Here is a 16974-nt window from a genome sequence, read left to right as displayed (position 1 = left end):
TAACAATAATAAATCAGGAAAATATTATGACAGAACTAGATATCAGACCAGTTGTACCACGAGAGAAGCATTCAACAATTATGAAGACATTTGATGATTTGCAAAGCGGCGAAGCATTTCAGCTTATAAATGATCACGACCCGATTCCGCTTTATTATCAGTTCCAGGCAGAAAAAGCAAATCAGTTTGGCTGGGAATATATCGAGCGTGGTCCTGAAGTCTGGCGTGTAAATATTTCGAAAGTTTAACTAAAAATATTTCAACAATGATTACCAAGGATGTGAAAATATCGAAGCTGCTGGCAGAATATCCAGATACGCTCGAGTTGCTGGTTAACTTTAGTCCTCATTTTGCTAGGCTCAAAAACAAAATTCTGAGAAAAACACTTGCAAGCAGAGTGAATGTTGAGCAAGCAGCTGGAATTGCAGGTGTGAATCTCGTTCTTTTATTAAATGAATTAAATAAATCAATCAATGCAGATATTACTGAAACTATTAATGAAGAAAGCACGGAAGAAAAAATGACTCAAATAGAAAAACCTGAACTTCTAAAAAACAAAAGTGCTGATAAAATTCAAAAGATGGATGTAAGATCGATAATCGATTCTGGAAAAGATCCTTTCCTTGAGATAATGGCAAAAGTAAAATCTCTAAAAGATGAGGAAGTTTTTCATTTGATAAATTCGTTTGAACCAATTCCGCTTTATTCAGTAATGCAGAATAAAGGTTTTGAGCACTGGACAGAAAACGATGGCAGCGTGTTTAATGTTTTCTTCTACAAAAATGATGTAAACAAATCTAAAGTAAAAGTAGAATCGAACATAAGTCAGGTATCTCTTGCTGAGTATGAAAATGTCATCGAGCTTGATGTTCGTGAATTAGCTCCGCCCGAACCAATGATGAAGATACTTGAAAACATTTCCAGAGTTGATGAAAAAACAGTAATGGTTGTTCATCATCATCGTGAACCGATGATGCTTTATCCAAAACTTGAGGAACGAGGTTACACAGCAATTACAAATAAGATTGATGAAAATTATTTTAAGGTTGTAATAATGAAAAAGAGAAACGATTAATTATGATTCAATCCGAATCAATAGTTTCTGCATATGCACCCCCATTCAAATTAGTTGCAAAATATTTTATCGCAGCCATTGTTTCGTTTGTACTTTTAAATTTTCTTTTACTTCTTAATTATTCTGAAATAGTGGGGCATCATTTCAATCCTAAGATTCTTTCAATCAATCACGTTGCAACACTCGGTTGGATAACGATGATAATATTTGGTGCGATGTTTCAGCTTGTTCCTGTAGTTCTCGAAACAAAATTGTTCAGTGAAAAACTCGCGGAGATTCAGTTCTGGATTTATCTGCCTGGCGTTATCGGTTTAGTCTATTGCTTCTGGGTATTCGATACCGGAATTAATATGACATTTTCAGCAGTACTACTTAATCTTGCAATGTTCATCTTTTCGTTTAATATAATCATTACTATGAAAAGCGTTAAGAAATGGAACGTTACTGCGTGGTACCTTGCAGCGGCAATTTTCTATTTGATTGTAACTGCGATAGCAGGACTTTTGCTGGCTATAAATCTATGGACACCATACGTAAAGTTAGATCATCTTCAATATTTAAATTTACACGCACACATTGCTTTCATTGGCTGGGTTTCTATGGTGATAATGGGAGTTTCATTTAAGCTTATTCCAATGTTTACTCTTTCACATGGTTTTCCTTTAACAAATGCAAAACTAGCCTTCTGGATTCTTAACGTAGGCTTACTTGGGATATCTACTATTATGCATTACAAGGATACAACGTTTCTTTATTACATATTCACCGGACTAATTGTTTTAGGGATAATTTTCTTCCTTCTTCAAATTCGTATCATTTTCAAAAACAGAATTAGAAAAAAGTATGATATAGGTATTAAGTTTTCTGTTGTTGCATATCTTATGCTTGGACTAACAACCATACTCGGAACTTTTATTGCATTTGTTGATTATCAAAACATTATCAACCTTACACTTATTTACGGTTATATGATAATCTTCGGTTACATCTCTATGCTTATTGTTGGACAGATGTACAAGATTGTACCATTTCTTGTTTGGTACCACAAATACAGCAGTAAAGTCGGGCTTGAACCGGTGCCGATGTTAAAAGATATGTTCAATGAAAAGTTTGCACAGATTGAGTTCTATTTAATGATTACAGCAGTTTTCGGCTCTCTTTACTCTTTGGCATTTGGAAGTGTAATAGGAGTAATGATTTCATTTTCAATAATGTTTATCAGTTCTGTAATCTTTCTATTTAATATGATAACAATTTTCAGGAAGTAAAAACTATATGGCAAACAAAGAAGAAATATTGGAAGTTCTAAAAGGTGTTATTGATCCAGAGATAGGAATTAATATCGTTGATCTTGGGCTCGTTTATGAAGTTGAATCCAACAATGAAGCAAATGTAATCACAATGACCCTAACTACGCCGGGCTGTCCGATGCACAGCAGTATTTCAGCTTGGGTTGAAAATGTAGTCGGACACTTAGAACCAGAAAAAAAAGTAATTATAAATCTTGTCTGGGAACCTAAATGGACACCTGATAAAATGACTGATGAAGCTCGACAGGAATTAGGACATATAGGTTAAGCTATGTTTACAACAGTACGATATTTTATAAAAACAAGCATAGTATTTTTAATTATTGGAATATTAAGCGGACTTTTTATGTCTTTTTCTAGATACGTTTTTAAGTCGGGTTATTATCCAGAAATTATAACTGCACATACACATATAATTTTAGCAGGTTCAGTATTGATGATGATTATGGGTGTTGCATTGTGGTTTTTCCCAAAAGCAGAAAAAGAGGATAAAAAATACAACCCTCTGCTAATCTATATAACATATTGGGCGATGACATTTACTACATTAATAAGATTTGTACTCCAGATTATGAAGGGATTTTACTTTTATGATTGGATAGGTATCTGGATAACGATCGCCTCGACATTTCAAATTTTAGCTATAGGATTATTTTTTTATTCAATATGGGGAAGAATCAGACCTGTTCGAATTCAATATGTAAAATCAAAAGGTGAAGTGAAATGAAAATTACCGAAGATTGCATTAACTGCGGAGCCTGTGCAGTAGAATGTCCAACAGAAGCGATTTATGAACCTGGCATTGTTTGGAAAATAAAAGAGAACTTTATGTCGCCGATTTCGGAGGATCATTTTTTTATTATAACTGAAATTTGCGACGAATGTGCTGGTTTAAACAAAATAAAATGTATTGCTATCTGTCCGATGAATGCAATTAAAAGAAAATAAATTAAAAATTAAGGGAGATAAAACATGTTACTCAAATCAAAACTTTCAATGATGTTGTTATTTGCATCATTCATTTTCATATTCACTAAAACAGCATCAGCACACTGTGATTCTTATGATGGACCAGTAATTAAAGATGCTGAAATGGCACTCGAAACAAACAATGTTAATTTAGTTCTTAAATGGGTAACTAAAGAACAAGAGAAAGAGATAACAACATTGTTTCGAAAAACCTTCGAATTGCGCAATGGAGATAAAGAAGTTTATGAGATCGTGGAGAAACATTTTTTCGAGACACTTGTTCGATTGCATCGTGAAACAGAAGGTGCTCCATACACAGGCTTAAAACCTGCAGGAACTACAAAACCGATTATTCAAATGACTGATAAAGCAATTAAAGAAGAAAATGTGGATGATTTTTTGGTCAAGCTGAATAATCATATTGATAAAGTTGTTCGCGATAAATATCAAAAAGTTTCTGAACTCAATAAAGTAAAAGATGATTCAGTTGAAATAGGAAGAGAATTTGTAGCGGCTTATGTTGACTATACGCATACAGTTGAAGCAATACACGATATTATTGAACATGGCAGCGGCTCACATTCAGGGCATTAAACATCAGAATAAAAATTAAATAATTGTTAGAAGTTTACTTCTTAACTTTTAAAGATGCTGGATTAGTTAAAAGATAGTTATATCACTAAGGAAAAAATAAAATGGCAGAAACAACAAATAAAGAAATGCTGATTGATACAATCGGATATCAAAATGGTTCAATCGTTAGTAAACAGATTCTTAAAAAACCCAATGGAAATATTACTTTGTTTGCATTTGATAAAGATGAATCGTTAACAGAACATACTTCGCCTTATGAAGCAGTTGTTTATATGGTTGATGGTGAAATGGAAATTAAGATTGGCGGTAATCCTTATAATGTTAAAGCAGGAGAGATACTTGTGCTACCTGCGGATATTCCTCACGGGTTGAAAGCAACTGTAAAATCAAAAATGCTTTTGACTATGATTAAATAATTAGTTTATTACCTTATGTTTATTTTCGCAAAATCATTGATTGATGTCACAAGTCAGAAACAATAAGATAATAACTCTTGACAAATCATATTTTTATGTTATCTTTGTTAGTGAATGTTAACTAATTTATTCAAAGGATAAAATGTCACGGCTAAATACTGAACAGAGACAAGAAATGATCATCGATGAAGCAATAAAAATTATTCATAAGAGCGGATATCAATCCCTGTCTATAAGGGAAATTGCAAAGCAAGTAAAAATTAGTGAACCTGCGATATACCGCCACTTCTTAAATAAAGAGGATATTATTCTTGGGATCTTAAATAGAATGTTGGATTTCGATCATTTGCTGGAAAAGGATATAATCAAGCAAAAAACAACTCAAGATAAAATTAATCATTTTATTCTATTTCATTTTGATTTTTTGGAAAAAAAGAAAGAAATGACTTCTGTACTATTTGCCGAAGATATGTTTGATCAAAGTGAGATTTTGAGGCGGCGATTAATGTTTATTATAAAAAAAAGGAAGAATTTGCTGAACACAATCCTTCAAGAATCCAGCACAAATGGAAAAATTTCCGAAATAGATAATAAGGATTTAATAACCTTAATTTTAGGATTAATTAGAATGATTGTACTTGAATGGAGACTTAGTAATTTCACTTTCTCCTTGTCCGAGAGAGGAAAGAGCATAATCAAAACATTGGATAAATTAATTTTTATAGAATAATCATTAAAAAAATATTGAAATATTGTTAGTGAACGATAACAAACTTAAATAAAAAAAATGAAACCCATAGAAATCATAAATCAAAATGAAGATCAATTAAAATCTCGAATACTCGACCATATCGAGAAGAAATTATCAACTCAGGGTTTTAGGAATTTTACAGTAGATCAAATTGCAAATGAGCTACATATAAGTAAAAAAACAATTTATAAAACTTTCCGAACCAAAGAAGAAATAATAAGATCTGCCATAATAAATCAATTAAACAACCCGTACAGATATTTAATCAATATTATTGAAGAGGAAAGAAATACTGTTAAAAAATTTATTGAGCTATCAAAAATAGTTGAACAATACTACTCTGCTTTCAATGAAATATCCATTGAAAGATTGAGATATGATTTTAGAGATTTAGCTGACTACATCGAGCAATTCAGGATTCACCACATTAACCCTCTGATAAATCGACTTTTGAAAGATGGTAAAGAGAAAGAATTGATTCTTGATATACCTGATGAAATAATAATAAAAGTTTTTACTTCCGCTTTGGGAGCAATCGCAACATCGAAATCAGATAATTTATCTAATTACTCTTATCATCAAGAATTCAGACTAACATTTAATATTCTATTAAATGGCATTCTAAAAAAAAGGGGAAAGAAAATTTTTAATCAAACAATTAATAAGATGTGATTATGAAAAGATTATTATTTATAACCCTGTTATTAATAAGTCAGGATTTTATTATTCCTCAAACGCAGCTTACTCTTGAAGATTGCTATGAGAAGGCAAGAATAAATTATCCGCTTATAAAACAGAAAGATTACATTGCTAAAACAAAGGATTACAGCGTCAGCAATATTTGGAACGGATACTTTCCACAGATAACTCTTATTGCACAGGCTTCATATCAATCCGATGTGACAGAGGTTCCAATGCCATTGCCCGGAGTTGTAATTCAAAGACTCTCAAAAGATCAATATAAGGCTGCAGTTGATGTAACACAGACAATTTATGACGGCGGAATAATGGGTTCGCAAGCTGGTATTCAGGAATCTGTAAATGAAATTGATGATCAAAAAATTGAGATTGAACTATTAAAGATTAAAGAAAGAGTTAATCAAATTTATTTAGGCATTATTCTTATTGAATCTCAAGTAAATCAAATTGAGCTTGTTATAAATGATTTAAATGCCAGCATTTCAAAACTTGATGCTGCTTATGCAAATGGCACAGCAACTAAATCTGATGTCAATGTTTTAAGGGCAGAGCTATTAAAAACAGAGCAGCGCAAAATTGAACTTAACTCTTCACGTATATCTTATATCAATATACTTGGTTTGTTAATAAATGAAAGTTTAAATGAATCGACTATTTTCTCTACTCCACCGCAAATTGATTATCTATCTGCCGAAGAAATAATTAGACCTGAATTGAAGATGTACTCAGCTCAGAAAAATCTGATAGAAAATCAGGATGGGATTACTGTTTCCAAAATTATTCCAAAAGCTAATTTGTTTTTTCAGGGTGGATACGGAAAACCAGGACTGAATATGTTCATAAATGATTTTGATTGGTATTACATAACCGGTATTCGATTTTCATGGTCACTATCAAATCTATACAGCTATGGAAATGAAAGTGAAATCAATCAGTTAAATCTGCAAAGCATTGATGCTCAAACGGAAACATTCCTACTAAACACAAAGATCACCACTAATCAGCAGCTACAAGAAATTGATAAACTTAAAAAATTGATTGAAGTAGATAAAAGTATAATTGATTTAAGAGCCTCAGTTAAAGAATCAGCTAAAGCAAAACTTGAAAACGGGGTGATTACCTCCAGTGACTATGTCCGTGATTTAAATGCGGAAGATACTTCAAAACAAAATTTAGAGATTCACAAAATTCAATTATTGCTCGCACAGTATAACTACAAAATCACAACAGGAAATTAAAAAATATTATAGAGATGAAAATGAAAAACAGATTTTTAAACATTGCATTTATTTTAGCTGTAGCTCTTTTGTTTGGCTGCTCGAATGGTAATGGAGATTTTGATGCCACGGGTACATTTGAATCAGAAGAGATTATTGTTTCATCGGAAGCGATGGGAAAACTTGTAATGTTTCAAGTTGAAGAAGGAATGCAGCTTAAACAAAATCAAATTGTTGGAGTAGTTGACACAACACAATTATATCTTAAGAAAAAACAACTTCAGGCAAATATCAAAGCTGTATTAAGTAAACAACCTGATATTAGTGCTCAACTTGCAGCTCTTCAAAAGCAAATTGAAACTACTGAGGTTGAGAAAAAGCGAATTGAAAATCTTGTTAAATTGGATGCCGCAACTACAAAACAACTTGATGATATAAACTCACAGTTAGAAGTTTTAATCAAGCAATACACAGCAGCCAAATCCAGTTTAACAATTACGAAACAAGGGATACAAAGTGAAACTCTTCCGCTAATCGCACAAGTTGAACAGATTGAAGATCAAATCAAAAAGAGTATTATAAAAAATCCGATTGATGGAACAGTTTTAACCCGTTACGCGAAACCAGATGAGATTACTGTAAATGGCAAGGCACTTTATAAAATTGCTGATCTTTCTGAAATGACTTTACGTGCGTACGTTGATGGTGATCAACTTGGACAAATAAAACTTGAGCAAAAAGTAAAAGTATTTGTAGATAAAGGTGAAGGTGAACAAAAAGAGATGCTGGGAGAAATTTATTGGGTATCTTCAAAAGCTGAGTTTACTCCAAAGACAATCCAAACTAAAGATGAACGTGCAAATCTTGTTTATGCAATCAAAGTAAAAGTATTAAACAACGGTTATCTAAAGATCGGTATGTGCGGAGAAGTGAAATTCTAATTTTTTATGAATGCAATTGAATTAAATAGTGTCACCAAAACGTACGCTGCAAAAAAAGATGTTATCACAGCGGTTGATGATATTTCATTTTCTGTTGATGAAGGAGAACTTTTCGGATTGATAGGACCGGATGGTGCAGGCAAAACTTCAATCTTTAGAATTCTGACTACAGTACTGCTTGCTGATAAAGGAAATGCAGCAGTGCTTGGGCTTGATGTTGTGAAAGATTATAAAGCAATCAGAAATATTGTTGGTTATATGCCGGGACGATTTTCACTCTACCAGGATTTAACCGTAGAAGAAAATCTAAATTTCTTCGCAACGATTTTTAACACGACTGTTCAAGAGAATTATGATTTAATCGCCGATATTTACAAGCAGCTCGAACCATTCAAAACAAGGCGTGCAGGTAAACTCAGCGGTGGAATGAAACAGAAACTTGCTCTTAGCTGTGCATTAATTCATAAACCTAAAGTTCTTTTCCTTGATGAACCAACAACAGGAGTTGATCCCGTTTCGCGAAAAGAATTTTGGGAAATGCTAAAACGATTAAAGGAACAAGGCATTAGTATACTTGTTTCAACTCCATATATGGATGAGGCAAAATTGTGTGATAGGATTGCGCTTATTCAAACAGGTAGAATTTTAGAAATTGATACCCCACAAAACATTATAAACAGATTTGATAAAAATCTGTATGCGATTAAATCAAAAAGTATGTTTAATCTTTTAAACGATTTACGAGCCTATTCTAAAACGGAATCCTGTTTTGCATTTGGGCAATATCATCATCTCGTTTTAAATGAGGAACAGCCAGACATAAATGAACTAAAATCATATTTAAAAGATCACGCTGAACTTGAGATCAAGCAAATCAAACCAAACATTGAAGACCGTTTTATGCAATTGATGAAAGCCCATCCCAACCCTTCCCTAAGGGAAGGGCTTTAGGAAATGAGCAGTTTGATGGATAAAGAAATTGTAATAAAAACTGATAAACTCACTAAAAAATTTGGTGATTTTATTGCCGTGAGTGAAATTACTTTTGAAGTTTTTAAAGGAGAGATATTTGGTTTTCTTGGTGCAAATGGTGCGGGTAAAACTACAGCTATGAAAATGTTAATCGGAATTTCAAAACCAAGCAGAGGCAATGCAACAATTGCAGGCTTTGATGTTTATAAAGAAACCGAAATGATTAAAAAAAGTATTGGTTATATGAGTCAAAAGTTTTCATTGTATGAAGACTTAACTATCAATGAAAATATTCAGCTATTCGGCGGGATTTATGGATTATCCGATGATGAAATTGAAAAAAAACGTAGTGAACTTATCAATAAACTAAATCTGCAAAATGAAGCTGATAAATTGGTAGGTTCCCTGCCGCTTGGATGGAAACAGAAACTAGCATTCAGTATTGCAATCTTTCACACACCAAAAATTGTTTTTCTTGATGAACCCACTGGCGGTGTTGATCCGATTACAAGAAGACAATTTTGGGATATGATTTACGAAGCTTCACATAACGGTATAACAGTTTTTGTAACTACGCATTATATGGATGAAGCAGAATATTGTGATCGCGTTTCCATTATGGTTGATGGAGTAATCAAAGCACTTGATTCACCGGCAGGATTAAAGAAACAATTTAATGCTCACTCGATGGATGAAGTATTTATTATGCTTGCACGCGGAGCCAAACGTGGAGAATAATTTATAATGAAACAGTTAATTACTTTTATAAAAAAAGAATTTCATCACATACTACGAGATACTCGTTCTATGTTGGTGTTGATTGGTTTGCCGATTGTTCAACTTCTTCTCTTTGGTTTTGCTATTACAACCGAAGTGCGAAATGCCAATATTGCGATACTGGATAATTCAAAAGATGAAGTCACGCAAAGTATAATAACCAAAATTGAAAGTTCTCAGTATTTTGATATCGATAGATCGATTACTTCAAATGACCAAATTGAAGAAGCTTTTAAAACCGGGAAAATAAAACTGGCTATCGTATTTCAGCAAAACTTTCAAAATGAATTATCACATTCAAACAAAGCTCAACTTCAAATAATAGCAGACGCAACTGATCCAAACCAAGCCACTACTCTTACAAATTATTTAAGCTCGATTGTAAAAGATTATCAAAATGAGTTGAACCAACAAAATAAATTACCTTATAATATTAATACAGAAATGCGGATGCTTTACAATCCGCAGTTAAAAGGGGCTTACACTTCAGTACCCGGTGTAATGGGAATGATTCTTCTCCTCATCTCTGCAATGATGACTTCAATAGCAATCGTAAGAGAAAAAGAATTGGGCACGATGGAAATACTTCTTGTTTCACCAATGCAACCAGGGCTCGTGATTATAAGTAAAGTAATTCCATACTTTATAATATCAATGATAAATGTAGCCACGATTCTAATATTGAGTGTGTTTGTTCTTGGATTACCAATTGAAGGAAGTTTGTTTTTACTAATTGCTTCTACAATTATCTATATTTTTTGTGCATTATCACTCGGGATTCTAATTTCGACTGTAACAGAAACACAGCAAGCAGCAATGTTAATTTCGCTGCTTGGTTTAATGCTTCCTGTTGTAATGTTAAGCGGTTATGCCTACCCAATTGCAAATATGCCAACTATTCTGCAAATACTATCTAATTTGGTGCCTGCAAAATGGTACATCATAATCGTAAAAAATATAATGATAAAGGGAATTGGGATAGAACAAATCTGGAAAGAATTATTAATTCTATTAGCAATGACCGGAACATTTTTACTAATCAGCATAAAGAGATTTAAGATCAGGTTATAATGAGAACATTAAAATTTTTACTAAGAAAAGAATTCCTCCAAATCTTTCGTGATAAACTTATTCTAAGAATGATTTTTGCTTTACCGGTTATCCAACTTATTCTGCTTCCATATGCTGCAACTTATGAGATTAAGAATATTACACTTAGCGTTGTTGATAATGATCATTCCGAATATTCAAGAAAACTTATTAATAATTTTACTTCTTCCGGATATTTCCAACTTGTAGATAATTCTAAAACATACGCTGATGCATTAGATCAGGTTGAAAAGGATAAAGCGGATTTGATTGTTGAAATTCCAGAAGGATTTGAACGAGATCTTATAAGAGATAATGAAACAATAGTTTTGTTTGCTGCTAATGCAATAAGCGGACAAACTGCCGGACTGGCTGTAGCGTATGCTAATACTATATTAAGAGATTTTAATAATGATGTGCGCATCCAATGGATGCAGCAACCGCGTTTAAATGCCATTCCAGCTATTGATATTACTAGTTCTAATTGGTTTAACCCGCAAATGAATTATAAATTGTTCATTGTTCCGGGAGTGCTGGCGCTGCTTGTTACATTGGTGGGTTTCCTGATGGCATCATTAAATATTGTAAAAGAAAAAGAGATTGGAACAATAGAACAGCTTAATGTTTCACCAATAAAAAAATATCAGTTCATTTTAAGTAAGCTAATTCCATTTTGGGTACTTGGTTTAGTTGTTTTGATAATAGGACTTATTATCAGCTTTATTCTTTATGGAATCTATCCCGAAGGAAGTTTCTGGGTTGGATTTCTTTTTGCAGGAATATATTTGATAGCACTGCTTGGATTTGGTTTGCTTACTTCTATTTATGCAGATACACAGCAGCAAGCAATGTTTATAGCTTACTTCTTTATGCTAATTTTTATTTTGCTAGGCGGATTGTTTTCACCGATAGAGAATATGCCTGATTGGGCACAATACTTAACGTACATCAATCCCGTTCGTTATTTGATTGAAGCAATGAGAATGATTGTTTTAAAAGGCAGCGGTTTTTGGGATTTGCGTTATCACTTTTTAATAGTAACCGGTTTTGCAATCGTATTTAATGGATTAGCAATATTTAAGTACAAAAAAACTGTTTAAAATCACAGCATTTATTGTTGTTTAATAAAAGAAAAATGAAATACGTAATTAACAAATTTGTAAAATATTATATAGGTATTTTTTTTATAATTACTTTTACACAACAAAATCTTGCACAATCCAATTTTTCAAAAGATCTACCTTCTGGTTTATCAAATGACTCTATTATAAATGTTAATGATACTACTATTTCAGAAATAAAAGTTGAGAAAAACTACTGGCTTCCGGTGGTTGAAATTATTGGTTTAAACTTTGGTGTCTGGGGCTATCACAGATATTTAAGTGGTGAAAATTGGTCTAATATAAATTGGGAAACAATAAAATATAATTTAAAATATGGCTTTGTGTGGGATGATGACGGTTATCTAACAAATCAATTTTGGCATCCTTTCCACGGCGCCAACTATTATAATGCTGCAAGATCAAATGGCCTAGGATTTTGGGAATCTGCCCCTTATGCTTTTTTCGGAAGCTTGACGTGGGAATATTTTATGGAAAATCAACAGCCGTCATATAATGACATTGTTAATACTCCAGTTACTGGAATTACTTTGGGTGAAATATCTTTTCGGGTATCAAACCTTATCATTGATGAAAGTACAATTGGATTTGAAAGATTCCTTCGAGAGTTCTCATCAACACTTATTGATCCTATGCAGGGGCTGAATAGAATGATTAGGGGTGATATGTGGAGAGCAGGTGCTTCTCCAGAACAACAGGATTTCGGTATTTTAATTTCATTAGGAGCACACAATGTTTTTTTTGATAATACTTTTAATAAAAGCAAATCGTATGTGCATTTAGGTGTTGATTTAAATTATGGGAATCAATTTGCTGTTACAAGTCACAATAAACCATTCGATTATTTCACTGTACACACGGATGTTAATATTGGACCGGGTGATAATATTGTTGGAATTTTTGCCAGCGGTGTTCTTTGGGGTTATCGCATTAAACTTTTTGACAATTCAAAAAACATACTTGGTATCTACAAAGAAGTAGATATTCTTATTAATACAATTTATAAACTCTCTGCTACAAGTGTTACCGGGCAAATGATAAATACAATTCCCCTATCTTCAAAATTATCGATGATAAATCATATTGGCGTTTCTGCTATCCTGATGGGTGCGACCAATTCTCAATATGCCAGCGAATTTGGGAAAGATTATAATATTGGCCCAGGTGCCAGTGCAAAAATCGGAATCAAATTTTCCTTAAAAGATTTTGGTAATGTATTTGCAAATTTTAAGAGATACTGGATTCATACATTAAGCGGCGCTGAGAGTGAAGAATTTGTTGGATTACTGAATACAGGAATTAGCTTTGACATTTATAACAAAACAGAACTTGGCTTGAATCTTCTATTGTATGAACGATATGGCGATTATAAATATTTCCCTGATACTCAAACTTCTAACGCTGCAATCAGGTTATTTCTTTCACAGAACATTTAAAACAAAAAAGGACGCTTAAATGAACAAAACTTTCTTTTTTAAAATAGCAGCAATTGTTGCTGTACTTTTTAGTCTACTAACAATTGTTGAAGGCTCGCAGGTTTTACTTGGACTAACCCAACATGATTATATTGTCTTTACACCTCTACTAATTTATAATGTTGTTATAGGTATTGTTGGGCTGTTTGTTGGTGTGTTGATTTGGGTTAACCATAAAAAGGCACTAATGCTAACATCAATTGTAACAATCTTACATTTAACTGTACTGATTATTGTAGCAGTAATTTTTATTTCAGATGGTCCAGTATCTATGCATAGCGTACAAGCTATGACTATCCGATCTGCAATCTGGTTAGCAATTACATTAGTTACGTGGAAAACAAATAAATCAAGTGAAATAAATAATGAGACGATAACAACAAACAAATGAAAGAATATTGTATGAAAAGTAAAATCATTGCAGTCATTTTTGGCATAGTTCTATTAATTCCAATTTTCGCACAAAGTCAAATATCACTATTGGACACAGAAAAAGTAAACGATTATTTATCGCTTAGCTCGCAGCAAATTTCAAAAATTAATCCAATGATCGAACAGATAAAAAGTATTCTTGAAGAGGATAGAAATATAATTGCTGAGATAAAGGAACGAGTTAATAATGGAGATGAACCGGGTTTCTTCGAAAAAATCGGTGTAAAAAGAGGACACGACAAACGTTCCTCTAAAATTGAAGACTTGACAGATGATATCGAAGATCAATTAACTGATCAGCAAAAAATAAAATTTAATGATATCGAAAAACCGGAACTAAAAGAGCTTAAGAAAGAAGATGTTTTTGGGAATGAATTGAGTATCCCAAGTGAATTAAAGTTGGATACACCAGCAAATATATTTTAGTCTGTAATAATTACTTTTTAAAAAGGAATTCTAAGTTTGATTAAAACCTCATCCCTCCGCACCCATTATCTGGTTGCGACTACTCTGTTATTTTTTCTATTCCTTACTGGCGAGATAATTAGTCAAAGTAAAACCGGTATAATTTCAGGCGAAGTGAGAGACGCTATTACTAAACAACCACTTCCAGGTGCAAATATCTTAATTGATGGAACAAATCTTGGTTCTGCATGTGATGAGAATGGTTATTATGTTATAAAAGATGTAGTGCCTGGAAAATATTCTTTAAAAGTCTCAATGATTGGTTACCTTTCTTTAGTGATAACAGAATTAAACATAAGCCCTAACAGAAATCAATCAGTAAATTTTGAACTAAATTCCACTGCTATGGAAATGGATGAGGTGAATGTAACAGCGGATTATTTTTATAAACCAGATGAGAACCCGGTTAGTTTTAGAACGATTTCACCGGAAGAAATTAGAAGATCACCAGGTTCGGCAGAAGATATTTTTAGAGTGATGCAATCTATGCCAGGAGTTGCAACTGCAGGTGCAAAAAGTGCACAACTTATTGTTAGAGGCGGCAGTCCAGATGAAAATCTTACACTGCTTGATGGTATTGAAGTATATAACCCAATACATTTTGCGCGAACTGGTGAATCGATGGGGGTAATAAGTATTGTTAATCCCGCACTGCTTCAAAAAGTTGATTTTCTCACAGGCGGTTTTCCGGTAAGATATGGTGATAAAATGTCATCTGTTTTTGATATGAGTTTACGAGACGGTAATAAAGAGGTTTTTAATACTGATGTAAATTTAAATATTGCAGGATTTGGTTTAATGTTAGACGGACCGCTTATTGAAAATAGTAATATGGTTCTTTCTTTGAGACGTGGTTTCTTCGATTTAATTACAGGTACTCTTAACCGTCCTGTTGCTCCGAGTTATTATGATGCCGTTGGAAAAGTAACTTATGATTTAGACGGCAAAAATAAAATAAGTCTGTTAGGATTTTATTATTTAGATCAGATTGAACGTACCGGATCAGAAAAAGATGAACCTTCCACCTGGAACAGATACGATTATTTGACAAGAGACGACTATGGTGCAGCATTTGGAATAAATTGGCGTTCACTCATTTCCGAAAATGCTTTTACTTTAACAACGGTTTCATATACAAGCAATGGTTGGAATACTCTTCAAGGTACCGAATCGGAACGATCTTTAATGGGAGAAGATATCCGTGAAAATGAACTGAGTTTGAAATCAGAATTAAATTATAAATTATCAACAAGATTTAATTTTAAGATTGGTGGACAATTTAAATCCATAAATTCATTCAATGAATCATGGACGCCTGAAGATACAACACGAAGCGGCACGATAATACCTGCCAATACAATTTCATATAATCCAGATGCAACAACAAAAGCAGCTCTTTTTTTACAAACATCTTATCGAATTTTTGATCCGCTTATTATTAATGCTGGACTGCGTTATGATTATTTTGCTCTTACATCAGAAAATAATTTCAGTCCCCGAATTTCTCTTTCGTATAATATTACAGATAAAACAATTTTTAATCTTGCCTGGGGAAGATATTATCAATCACCGGCAAGTTATCAAGTTGCACCAGATGTACGAAATCTTTCATTAAAAAGCAGTTATGCAACTCATTATATAGCCGGAGTTGAGCAACTATTTGGTTATGATACCAAAGCAAGTATTGAAATCTATCATAAAGAACTTTCAAATCTATTTGTTGATCCTGACAGTTCCAGTCTTCTGTTAAACACAGGCAGCGGGTATGCACAAGGGATTGAATTTGCCTTACAAAGAAAATTCACTAAAGGATTTGTTGGAAGCGCTTCATATTCGTATTCAATTTCTAAAAGACGGGATTATGAATTTGCAGCACTATACGATTTTGAATATGATAGACCGCATATTCTGAATTTAATTTTCGGACTTGAAATAGGCAACGGTTGGCAGATAGGAGCCAAGTTTCAGTACGCTTCCGGTAATCCATATACTCCTGCTATTGGTGTAACCGAAAAAAACAATACATTCTTTGTGGTTGAGGGAGAAACAAATTCTGTACGTTATCCTGATTATCACAAATTAGACATTCGTATTGATAAGCAATTTATTTTTGAATCATGGTCATTCTCAATTTATCTGGATTTATGGAATGTGTACAATAGGGATAATATAATTTCATACTCGTTTAAAGCAACTGCCAATGGAGAAATAATAACTACACCAAGATATGATATGGGAATTACTCCGATCTTAGGTTTTACGGCTAAGTTTTAAACTTAATTATTGTTTATCTTTTTTTGATCGAAAAATATAATTTAGAATTTGGAATTCAGATTGGCTTAAGTTAAATCTTTAATCTCTTATGAAAATACCAGCTCAAAATTTTTTGAGGAAATATCTTCTGAAGAAATTATCTCAAATAAAAGTCTCCGCTCGAAAGTTCATACATGAATTATTGTTTTTGCTGGATTATTTTTTACAGCAAGCGGATTTTTTAGTTGTATACGCACGGTTCTAAACAAAGTAAATGGAACTTATGTTAATATTAATTTCTTTTTAGGAAAACTGAGAGATTTATAAGTAAGCCTTTTTGCAATACTTTTATTTTTTGTTTCAATCTTAGCATTACATTTGCTAGAACTTTTTATATCGATTGCATATTCAAATTAGC

General features: G+C 32.8%; 20 protein-coding genes. All 20 read left to right on the top strand.

Annotated elements, in window-relative coordinates; genetic code table 11:
- Window positions 1-26 precede the first annotated feature (26 nt).
- The 20 genes from IPJ23_11385 to IPJ23_11290 all read left to right on the top strand — a co-directional run bounded on the left by IPJ23_11385 (window position 27) and on the right by IPJ23_11290 (window position 16577).
- The gene (locus tag IPJ23_11385; GenBank protein MBK7631281.1) at window positions 27-248 is read left to right on the top strand and encodes a DUF2249 domain-containing protein; all 222 of its coding nucleotides are present in this window, start codon (window positions 27-29) and stop codon (window positions 246-248) included.
- A 17-nt stretch (window positions 249-265) separates the two neighbouring features.
- Complete coding sequence (locus IPJ23_11380; protein MBK7631280.1) at window positions 266-1075, top strand: DUF2249 domain-containing protein; 810 nt, start codon at window positions 266-268, stop codon at window positions 1073-1075.
- 2 nt (window positions 1076-1077) lie between these two features.
- Complete coding sequence (locus tag IPJ23_11375; protein ID MBK7631279.1) at window positions 1078-2343, top strand: hypothetical protein; 1266 nt, start codon at window positions 1078-1080, stop codon at window positions 2341-2343.
- 7 nt (window positions 2344-2350) lie between these two features.
- Window positions 2351-2653: a DUF59 domain-containing protein gene (locus IPJ23_11370; protein ID MBK7631278.1), complete on the top strand. Its 303-nt coding sequence runs from the start codon at window positions 2351-2353 to the stop codon at window positions 2651-2653.
- Window positions 2654-2656: 3 nt separating this feature from the next.
- A complete protein-coding gene (locus tag IPJ23_11365) occupies window positions 2657-3112 on the top strand; it encodes a cbb3-type cytochrome c oxidase subunit I (protein ID MBK7631277.1) in 456 nt (151 codons plus the stop codon).
- Complete coding sequence (locus tag IPJ23_11360; GenBank protein ID MBK7631276.1) at window positions 3109-3333, top strand: 4Fe-4S binding protein; 225 nt, start codon at window positions 3109-3111, stop codon at window positions 3331-3333. The genes IPJ23_11365 and IPJ23_11360 overlap by 4 nt, the downstream gene beginning before the upstream one ends.
- 24 nt (window positions 3334-3357) lie before the next feature.
- Window positions 3358-3948 (top strand): hypothetical protein, encoded by a 591-nt coding sequence (locus IPJ23_11355; GenBank protein MBK7631275.1) that lies wholly within the window; start codon window positions 3358-3360, stop codon window positions 3946-3948.
- Between the two features lie 101 nt (window positions 3949-4049).
- Window positions 4050-4364: a cupin domain-containing protein gene (locus IPJ23_11350; protein ID MBK7631274.1), complete on the top strand. Its 315-nt coding sequence runs from the start codon at window positions 4050-4052 to the stop codon at window positions 4362-4364.
- 142 nt (window positions 4365-4506) lie between these two features.
- Window positions 4507-5094 (top strand): TetR/AcrR family transcriptional regulator, encoded by a 588-nt coding sequence (locus IPJ23_11345; protein ID MBK7631273.1) that lies wholly within the window; start codon window positions 4507-4509, stop codon window positions 5092-5094.
- A gap of 57 nt (window positions 5095-5151) precedes the next feature.
- Window positions 5152-5787, top strand: a complete 636-nt coding sequence (locus IPJ23_11340) for a TetR/AcrR family transcriptional regulator (GenBank protein MBK7631272.1) — start codon at window positions 5152-5154, stop codon at window positions 5785-5787.
- A 2-nt stretch (window positions 5788-5789) separates the two neighbouring features.
- Entirely contained in the window at window positions 5790-7052 is a 1263-nt protein-coding gene (locus tag IPJ23_11335) for a TolC family protein (protein MBK7631271.1), read from the top strand.
- Window positions 7053-7072: 20 nt separating this feature from the next.
- Window positions 7073-7972 (top strand): HlyD family efflux transporter periplasmic adaptor subunit, encoded by a 900-nt coding sequence (locus IPJ23_11330; GenBank protein ID MBK7631270.1) that lies wholly within the window; start codon window positions 7073-7075, stop codon window positions 7970-7972.
- A gap of 6 nt (window positions 7973-7978) precedes the next feature.
- Window positions 7979-8923 (top strand): ABC transporter ATP-binding protein, encoded by a 945-nt coding sequence (locus IPJ23_11325; protein ID MBK7631269.1) that lies wholly within the window; start codon window positions 7979-7981, stop codon window positions 8921-8923.
- A gap of 15 nt (window positions 8924-8938) precedes the next feature.
- Window positions 8939-9682, top strand: a complete 744-nt coding sequence (locus IPJ23_11320; GenBank protein MBK7631268.1) for an ABC transporter ATP-binding protein — start codon at window positions 8939-8941, stop codon at window positions 9680-9682.
- 6 nt (window positions 9683-9688) lie between these two features.
- Entirely contained in the window at window positions 9689-10792 is a 1104-nt protein-coding gene (locus tag IPJ23_11315; protein MBK7631267.1) for an ABC transporter permease, read from the top strand.
- Window positions 10792-11910, top strand: a complete 1119-nt coding sequence (locus IPJ23_11310; GenBank protein MBK7631266.1) for an ABC transporter permease — start codon at window positions 10792-10794, stop codon at window positions 11908-11910. Before IPJ23_11315 ends, IPJ23_11310 begins: the two co-directional genes overlap by 1 nt.
- Before the next feature lie 35 nt (window positions 11911-11945).
- The gene (locus IPJ23_11305; protein MBK7631265.1) at window positions 11946-13367 is read left to right on the top strand and encodes a DUF3943 domain-containing protein; all 1422 of its coding nucleotides are present in this window, start codon (window positions 11946-11948) and stop codon (window positions 13365-13367) included.
- A gap of 19 nt (window positions 13368-13386) precedes the next feature.
- Window positions 13387-13797 carry a hypothetical protein gene (locus IPJ23_11300; protein ID MBK7631264.1) on the top strand — a complete coding sequence of 137 codons (411 nt, stop codon included), beginning with the start codon at window positions 13387-13389 and terminating at the stop codon, window positions 13795-13797.
- 11 nt (window positions 13798-13808) lie between these two features.
- Complete coding sequence (locus IPJ23_11295; protein MBK7631263.1) at window positions 13809-14264, top strand: hypothetical protein; 456 nt, start codon at window positions 13809-13811, stop codon at window positions 14262-14264.
- 36 nt (window positions 14265-14300) lie between these two features.
- A complete protein-coding gene (locus IPJ23_11290; protein MBK7631262.1) occupies window positions 14301-16577 on the top strand; it encodes a TonB-dependent receptor in 2277 nt (758 codons plus the stop codon).
- The last annotated feature ends 397 nt before the right edge of the window (window positions 16578-16974 follow it).

This window comes from Ignavibacteriales bacterium, assembly GCA_016709765.1.
GTDB lineage: Bacteria > Bacteroidota > Ignavibacteria > Ignavibacteriales > Ignavibacteriaceae > IGN3.
Note: the sequence above shows the minus strand (reverse complement) of the source record. Positions and strands in the feature narration are given on the sequence as shown.